General features: G+C 54.8%; 11 protein-coding genes. 4 read left to right on the forward strand and 7 right to left on the reverse strand.

Annotated elements, in window-relative coordinates:
• Positions 1–72: 72 nt before the first annotated feature.
• Positions 73–264 (reverse strand): YfgG family protein, encoded by a 192-nt coding sequence (locus tag JKP81_RS00435; protein ID WP_071908227.1) that lies wholly within the window; start codon positions 262–264, stop codon positions 73–75.
• Positions 265–616: 352 nt separating this feature from the next.
• On the opposite strand from JKP81_RS00435, the gene JKP81_RS00440 reads away from it, so the two are divergent.
• Positions 617–2,833: an EAL domain-containing protein gene (locus JKP81_RS00440; RefSeq protein WP_200550190.1), complete on the forward strand. Its 2,217-nt coding sequence runs from the start codon at positions 617–619 to the stop codon at positions 2,831–2,833.
• 12 nt (positions 2,834–2,845) lie between these two features.
• Here JKP81_RS00440 and ppx read toward each other — a convergent pair whose 3' ends face one another.
• The 4 genes from ppx to purM form a co-directional block, all read right to left on the reverse strand.
• Complete coding sequence (ppx, locus tag JKP81_RS00445) at positions 2,846–4,387, reverse strand: exopolyphosphatase (protein ID WP_017458970.1); 1,542 nt, start codon at positions 4,385–4,387, stop codon at positions 2,846–2,848.
• 3 nt (positions 4,388–4,390) lie between these two features.
• Entirely contained in the window at positions 4,391–6,451 is a 2,061-nt protein-coding gene (gene ppk1, locus JKP81_RS00450; RefSeq protein WP_017458969.1) for a polyphosphate kinase 1, read from the reverse strand.
• A gap of 277 nt (positions 6,452–6,728) precedes the next feature.
• Positions 6,729–7,370 (reverse strand): phosphoribosylglycinamide formyltransferase, encoded by a 642-nt coding sequence (gene purN / locus JKP81_RS00455; protein WP_200550191.1) that lies wholly within the window; start codon positions 7,368–7,370, stop codon positions 6,729–6,731.
• Complete coding sequence (purM, locus tag JKP81_RS00460) at positions 7,367–8,404, reverse strand: phosphoribosylformylglycinamidine cyclo-ligase (RefSeq protein WP_200550192.1); 1,038 nt, start codon at positions 8,402–8,404, stop codon at positions 7,367–7,369. The genes purN and purM overlap by 4 nt, the downstream gene beginning before the upstream one ends.
• A gap of 234 nt (positions 8,405–8,638) precedes the next feature.
• Between purM and upp the strand changes: the two genes are divergently transcribed.
• The 3 genes from upp (at position 8,639) to JKP81_RS00475 (ending at position 11,465) form a co-directional block, all read left to right on the forward strand.
• A complete protein-coding gene (gene upp / locus JKP81_RS00465; RefSeq protein ID WP_017458966.1) occupies positions 8,639–9,265 on the forward strand; it encodes a uracil phosphoribosyltransferase in 627 nt (208 codons plus the stop codon).
• A gap of 109 nt (positions 9,266–9,374) precedes the next feature.
• A complete protein-coding gene (gene uraA / locus JKP81_RS00470) occupies positions 9,375–10,664 on the forward strand; it encodes a uracil permease (RefSeq protein WP_200550193.1) in 1,290 nt (429 codons plus the stop codon).
• Between the two features lie 99 nt (positions 10,665–10,763).
• Entirely contained in the window at positions 10,764–11,465 is a 702-nt protein-coding gene (locus JKP81_RS00475; protein WP_065370367.1) for a DnaA inactivator Hda, read from the forward strand.
• A gap of 31 nt (positions 11,466–11,496) precedes the next feature.
• Here JKP81_RS00475 and arsC read toward each other — a convergent pair whose 3' ends face one another.
• A complete protein-coding gene (gene arsC, locus JKP81_RS00480) occupies positions 11,497–11,853 on the reverse strand; it encodes an arsenate reductase (glutaredoxin) (protein ID WP_200550194.1) in 357 nt (118 codons plus the stop codon).
• Positions 11,854–11,865: 12 nt separating this feature from the next.
• Positions 11,866–13,332, reverse strand: coding sequence for a beta-barrel assembly-enhancing protease (bepA, locus tag JKP81_RS00485; protein ID WP_200550195.1), 1,467 nt, complete (start codon positions 13,330–13,332; stop codon positions 11,866–11,868).
• Between the last annotated feature and the right edge of the window lie 75 nt (positions 13,333–13,407).

Genomic DNA, 13,407 nt, shown 5'->3' on the forward strand with positions numbered 1-13,407 from the left:
AAGGGGGCGCATACCTTTGCGCAGACGAGCGCAAACCCACGCGGTAAGACGTGTAAGCAAAATCGGGTAAAACTAGCGTTGCGCGGTGGGGTCGATAGTCTGGCTGATTTGTTGCGACTGGCTTTTATCCTGATGGTGATACCAGGCGCCAATAGAGGAATAGACGAAGCGGCCGAAGAAAAAGATAAAGCTGATAAGAAGTACGATACGGGTCATGCGACTGTCAAATCGATGTCGTTTTCGCATACTGGTTGCCTGACTCACAATGGTTCCTTTAGGAATACCCGATCTACGGGCGACAGCGTCATTAATGCACACTCTTTTAGTCAGGTCAATTAAGCCTGGCGCAAAAACACAATGATTAAATTATCACCAAGAATTATATAAGATAAATTAAATATTTACGTGAGCAATGAAAAATGGGCGATAATGCGCATAAAGCGGGGAATTAGAGTTGGCTGGCGCGTTTTTTTTGATGCAAATCAATTAACAGATATTGTCCGGAATTAGAATTTCTGTTTGTTAACAAACTGGCACTTCACCGGTGCGCAGCACAGTCGGGTCGGATACCTGCCTGAAACACCCGCCAGGATCTGGGTTGGGTAACCGAGCATCTATGACACTTATTCAAAAATATCATCGCCTGAAAGATCAGTGGTGGGCTTTGCCGCTCATCACGCCTGTTGTTTTGTACCCACTGTTTAGTCTCGCTAATACATTTACTACCGTTTCTGGTCAGGCGGTCATTCTCTATTATCTGCCGATGGCGTTGCTGATCGTCCTGATGATGTTTTATGGCTGGGCGGCGCTACCGGGCATTGTGCTGGCGTTGATCTGCCATTATTGGCCCGCACCGCCGCTGGAAATGGTCAGTAAAGGCGTGCATTTGCTGCTGCCCATCATATTGAGCTGGGCGGGTTACCGTATTTTTGTCACTCGCCGCCACCTGGTGGCTTACGGCACGGCATTGCTGGTTTCCCAGCGTATTTTCTGGCAGGTGCTCTGTCCGGCATCGATCTACCTGATGATCCTTGAGCTGGGTGTCTGGCTGAATCTTTACGATCGGGCAGCTGGCGATAGCGGCGCGCTGGCATGGAATGTGCCGATGCTCATCAATTACCAGGCATTGCTGGTGGGAACAATGACCGGCGTGCCGTTTAGCTATTTGTTGATCCGCGTTATTCGCCATCCGCGCTACGCGGTTTCGTGGTTATCGCAAATGCGTCACGAGTTTGATCGCAAAGTTACGCGCATTGAGATCGTGGTCTGGTTCGCCGTGGTGATTGGCATTTTGCTGCTGTTACTAATGCCACTGAACAAAAACAGTTCCATTTTCAGTACCAACTACACGCTTTCACTTCTCTTGCCGGTGATGCTGTGGGGATCGATGCGTTACGGCTACCGTTTTATGTCGCTGGTCTGGACACCGCTGCTGGTGATCTCTATTCACTTTTTTTACCGTTATTTGCCGTGGTTTCCTGCTTACGACGTGCAACTGGCGATCGCCTCATCAAGTTACCTGGTGTTTTCCTTCATCATTCTCGCCATGGCGATGATGGCGACCCGTCAGAGACTGGTGCATGATCGCGCCCGCCGTCTGGCGTTTATCGACCCGGTTGCCAATATGCCCAACCTTCGCGCGCTGGGCCGGGCACTGGCGGATACGCCGTGGTCGGTGCTCTGTTTTCTGCGCGTGCCTGAGCTGGAACTGCTGGGGCGCAACTATGGTGTGCTGCTGCGCATTCAGTACAAACAGCGCATGGCGGACTGGCTCAGGCCGCTGTTATCGGCGGAAGAGGGCGTGTATCAACTCTCCGGACACGATCTGGCGATCCGCCTGAATACGCAGTCGCACCAGACGCGCATTGAGGAACTGGACGCGCGCATCAAGCAGTTCCGCTTTATCTGGGATGATATGCCGCTGCAGCCGCAGGTGGGGTTGAGTTACTGCTACGTGCGTTCGCCGGTGAAGCACCTCTATTTGCTGCTCGGTGAGATGAGTACCATCGCTGATCTATCGCTGGCGACCAACCACCCGGAGAATTTGCAAAACCGGGGCGCGGCGAATCTGCAACGCAGCCTGAAAAGCAAAGTGGATATGATGAATCGCCTGCAGCTGGCGCTGGAGGAGAACCATTTTATCCTGATGGCGCAGCTGATTCATGGCGTGCGTGGCGATGACTATTACGAGATCCTGCTGCGCATGCGTGAAGAGAACGGCGACAGCATCAGCCCGGATGCGTTTTTGCCTGTCGCGTATGAGTTCGGCTTGTCGTCGCGTATCGATTTATGGGTGATTGAACATGTACTGATGTTTATGGCGCAAAACCGCGAAAAACTCCCCGCGCAGCGTTTTTCCATTAACCTCTCGCCGGCCTCAATTTGCCGCACGCAGTTTTCCCAGGAAGTCCGGCGTTTATTACGCAAATACCGCATTGAAGCCTGGCAGTTGATTTTTGAGATAACAGAAAGCAACTCGATGACCAACCTCCAGCAGGCCAACCAGACGCTGGGGCAACTGCAACAGATGGGCTGCCGGGTGGCGATTGATGATTTTGGCACCGGTTATGCCAGCTATGCGCGGCTGAAAACCGTCAATGCCGACATCCTGAAAATCGATGGCAGTTTTATCCGCAATATTGTCTCGAACAGCCTCGATTATCAGATTGTGGCGTCGATTTGCCATCTGGCGCGGATGAAAAAAATGCTGGTGGTGGCGGAGTATGTGGAAAGCGAAGAGATACGCAGCGCGGCAATCGCGCTGGGTATCGACTATTTACAGGGGTATCTGATTGGTAAGCCAGCGCCGCTGGAGACGCTGGTTAACGAGTAGCGAACGGGCGGCTCAGGCCGCCACTTCCGGAGAGTGCTCTTCTTCGATTTTCAGTCGCCAGCCGGTCACGGCTTCCCAGTATTCCTGCTCTTTTTCCAGATCCAGTAACACCAGCGCGTTCTGGCTGAACCAGTCGTGCGGGAAGCTGAGTGTCCAGTGATTGGCATCGGTGGTCAGGCGCAATGTTGGCGGCGTAGTGGTCGCCTGGCGCTGGTTATTCAGCAGCACGCCAAGGCGTAAGATTTGCACCAGCGGTAAATACTGTTTCTTTTTAAACAGCGTAAAACGCGGCAAATCATCAAGCTTGATAGCCTTACGGTGGCAGCGCACCAGCGTCGCCATCATCAGCTGTTGCTCCTGATTAAAACCGGGCAGATCGCTGTTTTGCAGAATGTACGCCGAATGGCGGTGCATCCCGCTGTGGTTAATATTTAGTCCGACTTCGTGCAACATCGCTGCCCATTTCAGCAACGCCGCCAGTTGCGGGTTAGCGAGCTTCGCGTTTTGCGCCAGCCACTGCTCGTAAATCTGGGTTGTGGTTTCCAGCACGCGCCGCGCCTGCTCACGGTCGATATTGTACTGGCTGGCAAGGCTCTGCGCGGTGCGGCTGCGAATGTCCTGATGGCGGAAACGGCCTTCCATCTCATACAGCACGCCTTCACGCAGTGCGCCATCGGAAAGGCGCAATTCGCGGATCGCCAGCGCATCGAACACGCCGCAAAGAATAGCCAGCCCCGGCACAAACACCGCTTTACGCTCTTCGGAAAGGCCTGGCAGGCTCAGTTCACTGAAGTTCTTATATTTCAGCACTTCGGCGACCAGTTTCTCCAGTCGTTCCGGCGTGATAAAACCGTCTTTCTCGCCAGAGGCGATCAGCACTTCGTGGGCGGCTTTAATGCTGCCAGATGCGCCAAGCGCCACATTCCAGCCCTGAATGCGGAACTGCCACGCCAGCGACTCCAGCTTTTGCGTTGCCGCCATACGCGCGCGGCGGAAGTTTTCGCCATTAATCGTGCCGCCCATAAAGTACATCTGCGCAAAGCTCACGCAGCCCATACGGCGGCTTTCCACCAGCTTCGGCTCGAAATCTTCACCGATCACTAATTCGGTAGAGCCGCCGCCGATATCGATCACCAGCTTGCGGCCTTTTTCCGGCTGCGTATGTTCCACGCCCATAAAAATCAGGCGCGCTTCTTCATTGCCCGGAATGATTTCAATCGGGTAGGGGATCACTTTTTCCGCGCGTTTAAGAAACTCTGTGGCGTTCAACGCCTGGCGCAACGTGTGCGTACCAACGATGCACACGCTTGCCGGATCAAAGCCCTGCAAGCGCTCGGCGAACAGCGACAGGCAAGCCAGCCCGCGCTCCATCGCCTCTTCGCTCAGCATGTTATTGCTGTCCAGACCATCAGCCAGGTGCACGCGCTGTTTCAGTCGGCCGATGATCTGCATTGCGCCGTCGACCACGCGCGCAATGACCATATGGAAACTGTTTGAACCCAGATCGACCGCGGCAAATTCCTCCGGTCGTGGCGTCTTTTCTTGTATCGGCATAGGTTAGTCGGGCTGTTCGAGTGATTTGATGTAGTCGTAAATCGCCAGTTGTGCGCGCACTTTACGGCGGTTGCCGCGCGGCACATAGCGATTACTCAGTTCTTTATCGATGTACCTGGCTTTCACGGTATCACTTAAAAGTAAATCAATGATATCCAGAACGCGCTGTTTAAGGCGCGGATCGAGCAGCGGTGCGGCCACTTCGATACGGTAATCAATATTACGTGTCATCCAGTCTGCGGAGGAGAGATAAACGCGTTTATCGCCGCCGTTCTCAAAAATATAGATGCGATCGTGCTCAAGATAACGATCAACGATACTGGTGACACGAATATTTTCGCTGATGCCTTCCAGTTGCGGAATAAGTGAACACATGCCGCGCACCAGCAGGTTCACCGGCACGCCGGAACTGGAGGCGGTATAGAGTCTGTCCACCAGCCCTTTATCAACAAGGTTGTTCAGCTTCAGCGTAATGCCAGAGGGTTTACCTTCCTGCGCGTTAGCGATCTCCGTGTCGATCATGTCGTACAGCAGGCGGCGCGAGTTTTGCGGCGACACCAGCAAATAATCGAAACTCACCGGGCGATAGGGGTTTTCGATAAAGTTGAATACCCGGCGCACTTCATTGGTGATGCGCGCGTCAGCGGTGATCAGCGAGTAGTCCGTGTAAAGCCGCGCGGTTTTTTCGTTAAAGTTGCCGGTACCGATGTGCGCATAGCGCACGATCTCTTCCCCTTCCATACGGGAGATGAGGAACAGTTTGGCGTGAATTTTTAAGCCCGGCGCCGAGAAGATCACCTGCACGCCCGCTTCCGTCAGCCGCTTCGCCCAGTGGATGTTGGCTTCTTCGTCGAAACGCGCCTGCAACTCCACCACCACGGTGACTTTTTTACCGTTATGCGCCGCGTGGATCATCGAATCGATGATGCGCGAATCTTTCGCCACGCGGTAAATGTTGATTTTGATCGCCAGCACGCTCGGGTCGAACGACGCCTGGCGCAGCAGCTCCAGCACGTGTTCAAAGGTGTGGTACGGATAATAGAGCAGCACATCGCGTTCGCGAATGGCGTCAAAACCGTTGCGGAACTTGTCAAACCCGATGTGGCGTAGACGCGGCATCGGTTTGTTGACGAGGTTGGCTTTGCCGACATTCGGAAAACCTATAAAGTCTTTGAAGTTGTGATAACGCCCGCCGGGAATAATGGAGTCATAACGGGAGATGGTCAGCTTTTCACGCAGCATCTCGACCATGGCATCGGGCATATCACGCTGATAAACAAAACGCACCGGTTCGGCGGTCAGACGCTGTTTCAGGCTTGAGGACATCAGCTCCATCAGGCTCGATTCCATTTCGTGCACCAGGTCATATTCGGCGTCACGGGTCATTTTCATCGAATAGGCGTTCAGGGCGTCATAATCGAAGAAGCCTTTAAAGATATCATCCAGGCAGTAACGCAGAATGTTATCCAGCAGAATCATCGGCTTGCGACGGCGCGGCGTTTCCGGCGGCAGGTTTACAAAGCGTGGCACTTTATCTGACGGGATCTCCAGCAGCGCGTAACGAATTTCGTCACCGCGAATAATTTCTACCGCCAGGTAGGTGTAATCATCTTTTAAGAAGCGTACCAGGTTGGTTTCGCGGTTAATCAGCGTCGGGGTAATGTGCTGGCGCAAATACTGTTTGAAGTAGTTGCGCAGCCAGCTCTGCTGGTTTTGCGAAAGCTGGCGTTCGTTAATCAGGAAAATTTGATTACGCGCCATCTCCAGCAGCAGGTCGTTGTACAGACTGTCGAACTCCTGATCGGCTTTCAGTACGCGGGATTGGATCTTGCCCAGCAGATGGCGGGAATTCGTGGTAACGCCTTGCTCTTCGCTAATGATTAAACGGCGTTTCAGTTCAGCAAAACGGACTTTATAAAATTCGTCGAGGTTGTTGGAATAGATCCCCAAAAAACGCATGCGTTCGATAAGCGGGTTACTTTTGTCGGCGGCTTCCTGGAGAACACGTTCATTGAAGCACAACCAGCTTAGTTCTTTTTCGAGATATAACTTTTCCTGACCCATTCCTGTTTACACTCCGGTTCTTGCTCGGGACACGGCAAATCCTTCTCGCGCTCGCGGTGCCCTGACTGACAGGTGAACGTTGCTGGCGTCCCTTCGTATGACACAACTTATTATGGCGAGCTTTGCCGTCAGATGTCCAACTGTGCCAAAAAAGTATGACAGTAATCCGTTTTTCGCATCTAAGGTGATGGAAATAAAGTAACTTTTTCTTTTTGCAGGGGAAGAGGAAAGAAACCCTGCCGCGGCGGGCAGGGAGAAAAGCGATAAATTGCAGTGATTATTCGTCGGCCGCATAGCCTTCAGGCGGTAAGCGCACACCATCCAGCCATGCGCTGTTGCTGTCCATTTTCAGGCGGCCATCAACAAACCAGCTGACCACCAGCGGGTAAATCGCATGTTCCTGCGACTGTACGCGCTCGGTGATCTCTTCTTCCGTATCACCTTCAAACACCGGCACTTTGGCTTGCAAAATCACCGGGCCGCCGTCCAGCTCATCGGTAACAAAATGCACGCTGGTGCCGTGTTCTTCATCACCGTTTTCCAGCACCTGGCGGTGCGTGTGCAGGCCGGGATATTTCGGCAGCAGGGAAGGGTGGATATTCAGCAGACGTCCGGCGTAATGCGCGACAAACGCCGGGCTGAGGATACGCATATAACCCGCCAGCACCACCACATCCGGGGCGTAGGCGTCGATTTCCTGCATCAGCTCGCGGTCAAACGCATCGCGGCTGGCGAACTGATCTGCGCTCAGCGCATGAGCGGGAATATTAGCTTCCCGCGCACGTTTAAGGCCGAACGCGTCGGCCTTATTACTGAAAACTGCCCGCAGGGTGCCGTTGATTTTCTTCTGTTTGCAGGCGTCGATAATTGCCTGCAAATTGCTTCCGTTGCCGGAAATCAGCACCACGATGTTTTTCATTCAATAACCACACGCTCACTGGAATCGGATGCGTTGATGATACCGATTTTCCACGCCTTTTCACCTTTCGCATTCAGCAGCGTGATGGCTTTATCGGCTTCAGCCGCAGGCAGCGCAATCACCATACCGACACCGCAGTTAAAGGTGCGGTACATTTCGTGGCGGCTCACGTTACCGGCGCTTTGCAGCCAGTTGAACACGGCCGGCCACTGCCAGGAGGATTCATCGATTACCGCCTGGGTGTTATCCGGCAGTACGCGCGGGATGTTTTCCCAGAAACCGCCGCCGGTCAGGTGGGCGATGGCGTGAACGTCAACGTTCTCGATCAGCTCCAGCACGGATTTGACGTAAATGCGAGTCGGTTCCAGCAGGTGATCGGCCAGCGGTTTGCCTTCAAGCTGCGTAGACTGCGGATCGGCACCGCTCACTTCGAGCACTTTACGCACCAGCGAATAGCCATTGGAGTGTGGTCCGCTGGACGCCAGGGCGACCAGCACATCGCCGTCAGCCACTTTGGAACCGTCAATGATTTCTGATTTTTCTACCACACCGACGCAGAAACCGGCGACATCGTAATCTTCACCGTGGTACATGCCCGGCATTTCCGCCGTTTCGCCGCCAACCAGCGCACAGCCCGATTGCAGACAGCCTTCGGCGATGCCGTTGATCACGCTGGCGGCGGTATCGACATCCAGCTTGCCGGTGGCGTAATAGTCGAGGAAGAACAGCGGCTCAGCGCCTTGTACCACCAGATCGTTAACGCACATTGCCACCAGGTCGATACCGATGGTGTCGTGACGTTTCAGATCCATTGCCAGACGCAGCTTTGTGCCCACTCCGTCAGTGCCGGAAACCAGTACTGGCTCACGATATTTTTGCGGCAGCGCGCACAGCGCACCGAAGCCGCCCAAACCGCCCATCACTTCCGGGCGACGGGTTTTCTTCACCACGCCTTTGATTCGGTCAACCAGAGCATTGCCTGCGTCGATATCAACACCGGCATCTTTATAGCTGAGAGAGGTTTTATCGGTCACTGCTTGGGTCCCCACGCGTTTACTTGCGGTAGAAATAAAATTCGGCGCAATTCTAACAGCCAAGGCAAACGTTTGCGAGTCCATTATGTAAGGGCGCGGCGGATTCTTGCGATATACTCTTTTCCAGTCTGATTGATCGCGATCAAGCGCCTTCCTGTAGCGCAACGGAGAAAAAGCGGTATAATCCGGCGATTTTTTTTGTGGCTGCCACCTGTCAGGGGAAAGGAGAAGAGTATGAAGGTCGTGGAAGTAAAACACCCACTCGTCAAACACAAGCTGGGCCTGATGCGAGAGAACGACATCAGCACCAAACGCTTTCGTGAACTCGCCTCAGAAGTGGGCAGCCTGCTGACCTATGAAGCAACGGCCGATCTGGAAACTGAAAAAGTGACCATCGAAGGCTGGAACGGCCCGGTACAGGTTGATCAAATTAAAGGTAAGAAAATCACCGTGGTGCCGATCCTGCGCGCAGGTCTGGGCATGATGGAAGGCGTACTGGAGCACGTACCGAGCGCGCGCATCAGCGTGGTGGGTATCTACCGTAATGAAGAGACGCTGGAGCCGGTACCGTACTTCCAGAAACTGGTATCCAATATCGACGAGCGCATGGCGCTGGTTGTTGACCCGATGCTCGCGACCGGTGGTTCAATGATCGCGACCATCGACCTGCTGAAAAATGCCGGTTGCCACAGCATTAAAGTGCTGGTGCTGGTTGCCGCGCCGGAAGGTCTGGCGGCGCTGGAAAAAGCGCACCCGGACGTTGAGCTGTACACCGCGTCGATTGACCAGGGGCTGAATGAGCACGGATACATTATTCCGGGCCTCGGCGACGCCGGCGACAAAATCTTTGGTACGAAATAACTGATAAGAAATCGAAAGCCGACTTTGATAGTCGGCTTTTTTTTGGAATTCATAACACTGCCCGCCATTTTGGACGGGTGGACAACAACAACACTCAGAGGAAAACACTATGACGCGCCGTGCTATCGGGGTAAGTGAAAGACCGCCGCTTTTGCAGACGATCCCGCTTAGTTTACAGCATCTGTTCGCCATGTTCGGCGCAACCGTGCTGGTGCCAATCCTGTTCCACATTAACCCGGCCACCGTGCTGCTGTTCAATGGTGTCGGAACGCTGCTCTATATCTTTATCTGTAAAGGGAAAATCCCGGCCTATTTAGGCTCCAGCTTTGCGTTTATCTCCCCGGTACTGCTGTTGCTGCCGCTGGGCTACGAAGTGGCGCTCGGCGGGTTCATTATGTGCGGCGTGCTGTTCTGCATCGTCTCATTCATTGTGAAAAAAGCGGGTACCGGCTGGCTGGATGTGATGTTCCCGCCTGCGGCGATGGGCGCAATCGTTGCCGTCATCGGTCTGGAACTGGCGGGCGTGGCGGCGAACATGGCCGGCCTGCTGCCAGCAGATGGGCAGTCAGCGGATTCCAAAACCGTGATCATCTCGCTGGTGACGCTGGGCGTGACGGTGTTCGGCTCGGTGCTGTTCCGTGGTTTTATGGCGATTATCCCGATCCTGATTGGCGTGCTGGCGGGCTACGCGCTCTCCTTCTCGATGGGCGTTGTTGATACCACGCCGATTGCCCAGGCGCACTGGTTCGCGCTGCCAACGTTTTATACGCCGCGTTTTGAGTGGTTTGCCATTTTCACCATTCTGCCTGCGGCGCTGGTGGTCATTGCCGAGCACGTCGGTCATCTGGTGGTGACGGCGAATATCGTCAAAAAAGATCTGATCCGCGATCCGGGCTTGCACCGCTCTATGTTTGCCAACGGCCTTTCAACCATCATCTCTGGTTTCTTCGGCTCAACGCCGAACACCACTTACGGTGAAAATATCGGCGTGATGGCGATTACCCGCGTCTACAGTACCTGGGTAATTGGCGGCGCGGCGATCATCGCCATTCTGCTCTCCTGCGTCGGTAAACTGGCGGCGGCTATCCAGATTATCCCGGTGCCGGTAATGGGTGGTGTTTCCCTGCTGCTGTACGGGGTCATCGGCGCTTCAGGTATCCGAGTGCTGATCGAATCGAAAGTGGATTACAGCAAAGCGCAAAACCTGATCCTGACCTCCGTTATCCTGATCATTGGTGTCAGCGGCGCGAAGGTGCACATTGGTGCCGCCGAGCTGAAAGGCATGGCGCTGGCGACGATCGTTGGTGTGGCGCTGAGTCTGATCTTTAAACTGATTAGCGTACTGCGCCCGGAAGAAGTGGTACTGGACGCGCCAGAAGATGACGCGGCGAAGTCGTAATCATCGTGCAGAATTGAACCGGGTCTCGCGCCCGGTTCAAACCTTGCAACATTTTGTGATAGACTCACTGCGTTTTTTGTAAGCCTTGTTGAGGTACCTCTGAACACGCCGGCACAGCTCTCCCTGCCATTGTATTTACCCGATGATGAAACCTTTGCGAGTTTCTGGCCGGGTGACAACCCCTCTTTACTGGCGGCACTGCAAAACGTTCTGCGCCAGGCGCACAGCGGATACATCTATTTCTGGTCGCGTGAAGGCGCGGGGCGCAGCCATTTGCTGCATGCCGCGTGTGCCGAACTCTCCCAGCGTGGCGATGCCGTAGGATATGTGCCGCTTGATAAGCGTACCTGGTTTGTGCCGGAAGTGCTGGATGGGATGGAGCAACTCTCGCTGGTGTGTATCGACAATATCGAATGCGTCGCCGGTGACGAGCCGTGGGAGATGGCGATTTTCAACCTCTACAACCGCATTCTGGAACAGGGCAAAACCCGCTTGCTGATAACCGGCGACAGACCGCCGCGCCAGCTCAACCTGGGCTTGCCTGATCTGGCCTCACGGCTGGACTGGGGGCAAATCTACAAGCTGCAACCGCTTTCCGACGAAGACAAATTACAAGCCTTACAGCTGCGGGCGCGGATCCGCGGGTTTGAGCTGCCGGAAGACGTAGGGCGGTTTTTGTTAAAGCGGCTGGACAGGGAAATGCGCACATTGTTCGATACGCTGGATGAGCTGGATCGCGCGTCGATCACCGCCCAGCGCAAGCTGACTATTCCGTTCGTCAAAGAGATCCTCAAACTCTGAACCCTCGCCACGCGGCGAGGGTTTTTTAACCTTACAAAATCTCCAGAACCTGCTCCGGCGGGCGACCGATTCGTGCTTTGCCGTGGCTAACGACAATCGGGCGTTCAAGCAGTTTCGGGTTATCCACCAGTGCCTGCACCAGTTGCGCTTCCGTCAGTGCGCTATCGCCAAGCTGCAATCCTTTGTAGAGATCTTCTTTACTGCGCATCAGTTCGCGCGCGCTGGACATACCGAGCATTTTCACCAGCTTTTGCACCGTCGCTGCGTCCGGCGGCGTCTCGAGGTAGAGCACCACTTCTGGCTCAACGCCGTTTTCCTTCAGCAGCGCCAGCGTTTCGCGGCTCTTTGAGCAGCGTGGGTTATGGTAAATCTTCACCGTCTCTGACATCTCTTCTCCTTGTTACATTTTCTGGTACGGCTTGAACCGTTGCTGCAACTCGCGTAACTGGTCAATTCGCGCATCGTAACGCGCCTGTTGCAGGCTGCCGAGTTTCACCTGCGAACTGGCGCTGCTCAGCAACGTAATGGCCTGATCCAGCTTGCCTACCAGCGCCAGCCCTTCTGCACGCGCGGCCAGTTCCTGATCGCGGTTATTAAGCGCTGCTTCGGCCTGCGCCAGTAAATCCCAGCCGTTGACATCCTCTTTATACGTAAAGGTGTAACGGTTAAGAATGCGCGCGGCTTCAGCGGGCTGACCGCCTTCCAGGTAAGCGTTCGCCAGGTTAAGTTGCAGCACAGGATTGGTTTTCAGTTCGCTGGCGGTATTGAGGCGTTTAATGGCATCCGCGCTTTTGTTCTGCCCTAAATCGATATCGGTCGCCAGGTCGATATACCAGGCGTTATTCGGGCTGGCGCTCAGCAGCGGCTGCAAGGTTTTTGCCGCCTCGGCGTAATTTTTCGCTTCCATCGCCTGTAACGCCCGGCCATATTGCGCCGCGCGTTGTTCGCGTACATTACCTTTCGACCAGCCATCCAGCAGATCGCTGGTGAGCTGGTTACGCCCGGAATTGTACATGCCCAGCGTTCTGGCTTTCGCCATGTAGAACTCTTCGGATGATTGCACCACCACCGGGCGCATCTGGTTGGCGCGGTTGCGGGCATCCGACAAGCGGCTTTCCGGCAACGGGTGCGTCAGCAGAATTTCCGGCGGGCGCGTGGAGTAGCGCGACTGATCCAGCAGTTTTTCAAGGAATGTCGGCATCGCTTGTGGATCGAACCCGGCGCGTTGCAGCACCTGAATGCCAATGCGATCCGCTTCCTGTTCGTTCTGCTGGGTAAAGCTGATAAGCCCTTGCTGTGTACCGGCCAGCGTGCCGGTGAGCGCGCCCATCCCGGCTTGCGGGTTAGCCATCGCCAGCAAAATGGAACCCAGCACGCCCGCCCAGGTCAGCGGCGCGTTGCGTTTTTGGTCCTCCATCGCGCGCGCCAGGTGGCGCTGCGTGACGTGGGAGATTTCGTGCGCCATCACCGAAGCCAGTTGGCTTTCGTTATCCGTATAGCGGAACAGCGCGGAGTGCAGCACCACATTGCCGCCAAAAAAGGCGAAGGCGTTGATTTCGTCGTTATTGACGAGATAGAAGTGGAAAGGGGTTTTGACCGAATCCGCGTGTGCCACCAGACGCATGCCGAGGGAATTAATGTACTGCACCAGCAGCGGATCATTAATCAGTGGCGCGCTGCCGCGAAGCTGGCGAACGTAATAGTCGCCCATCTGCATCTCCTGACCAATGGAGAGCGTGCTGCCTGCCGAGGTGCCCATATCCGGCAGACCGCTGTCTATCGACTCTGCCCATGTCGGGGTGGTGGCGCCCGCACTGAGTGCGGCAATCAGGGTTGCGACCAGTGTTCGTTTCAACTGCCTGAACATAACCTCTTTCCTGTATTTGGGGTGACACACTGTTGACCTGCTTTCGGCGGCGTCGTTCCGGCTCACCGGCCTTCG

It is taken from the genome of Kosakonia sp. LAM2021 (assembly GCF_016620385.1).
Taxonomy (GTDB): domain Bacteria; phylum Pseudomonadota; class Gammaproteobacteria; order Enterobacterales; family Enterobacteriaceae; genus Kosakonia; species Kosakonia sacchari.

Coding starts and splice junctions, on each gene's coding strand:
- purN (WP_200550191.1), bottom strand. CDS start 7,370: ATGAAAAACATCGTGGTGCTGATTTCCGGCAACGGAAGCAATTTGCAG.
- arsC (WP_200550194.1), bottom strand. CDS start 11,853: ATGTCAGAGACGGTGAAGATTTACCATAACCCACGCTGCTCAAAGAGC.
- uraA (WP_200550193.1), top strand. CDS start 9,375: ATGACGCGCCGTGCTATCGGGGTAAGTGAAAGACCGCCGCTTTTGCAG.
- ppk1 (WP_017458969.1), bottom strand. CDS start 6,451: ATGGGTCAGGAAAAGTTATATCTCGAAAAAGAACTAAGCTGGTTGTGC.
- upp (WP_017458966.1), top strand. CDS start 8,639: ATGAAGGTCGTGGAAGTAAAACACCCACTCGTCAAACACAAGCTGGGC.
- ppx (WP_017458970.1), bottom strand. CDS start 4,387: ATGCCGATACAAGAAAAGACGCCACGACCGGAGGAATTTGCCGCGGTC.
- JKP81_RS00440 (WP_200550190.1), top strand. CDS start 617: ATGACACTTATTCAAAAATATCATCGCCTGAAAGATCAGTGGTGGGCT.
- bepA (WP_200550195.1), bottom strand. CDS start 13,332: ATGTTCAGGCAGTTGAAACGAACACTGGTCGCAACCCTGATTGCCGCA.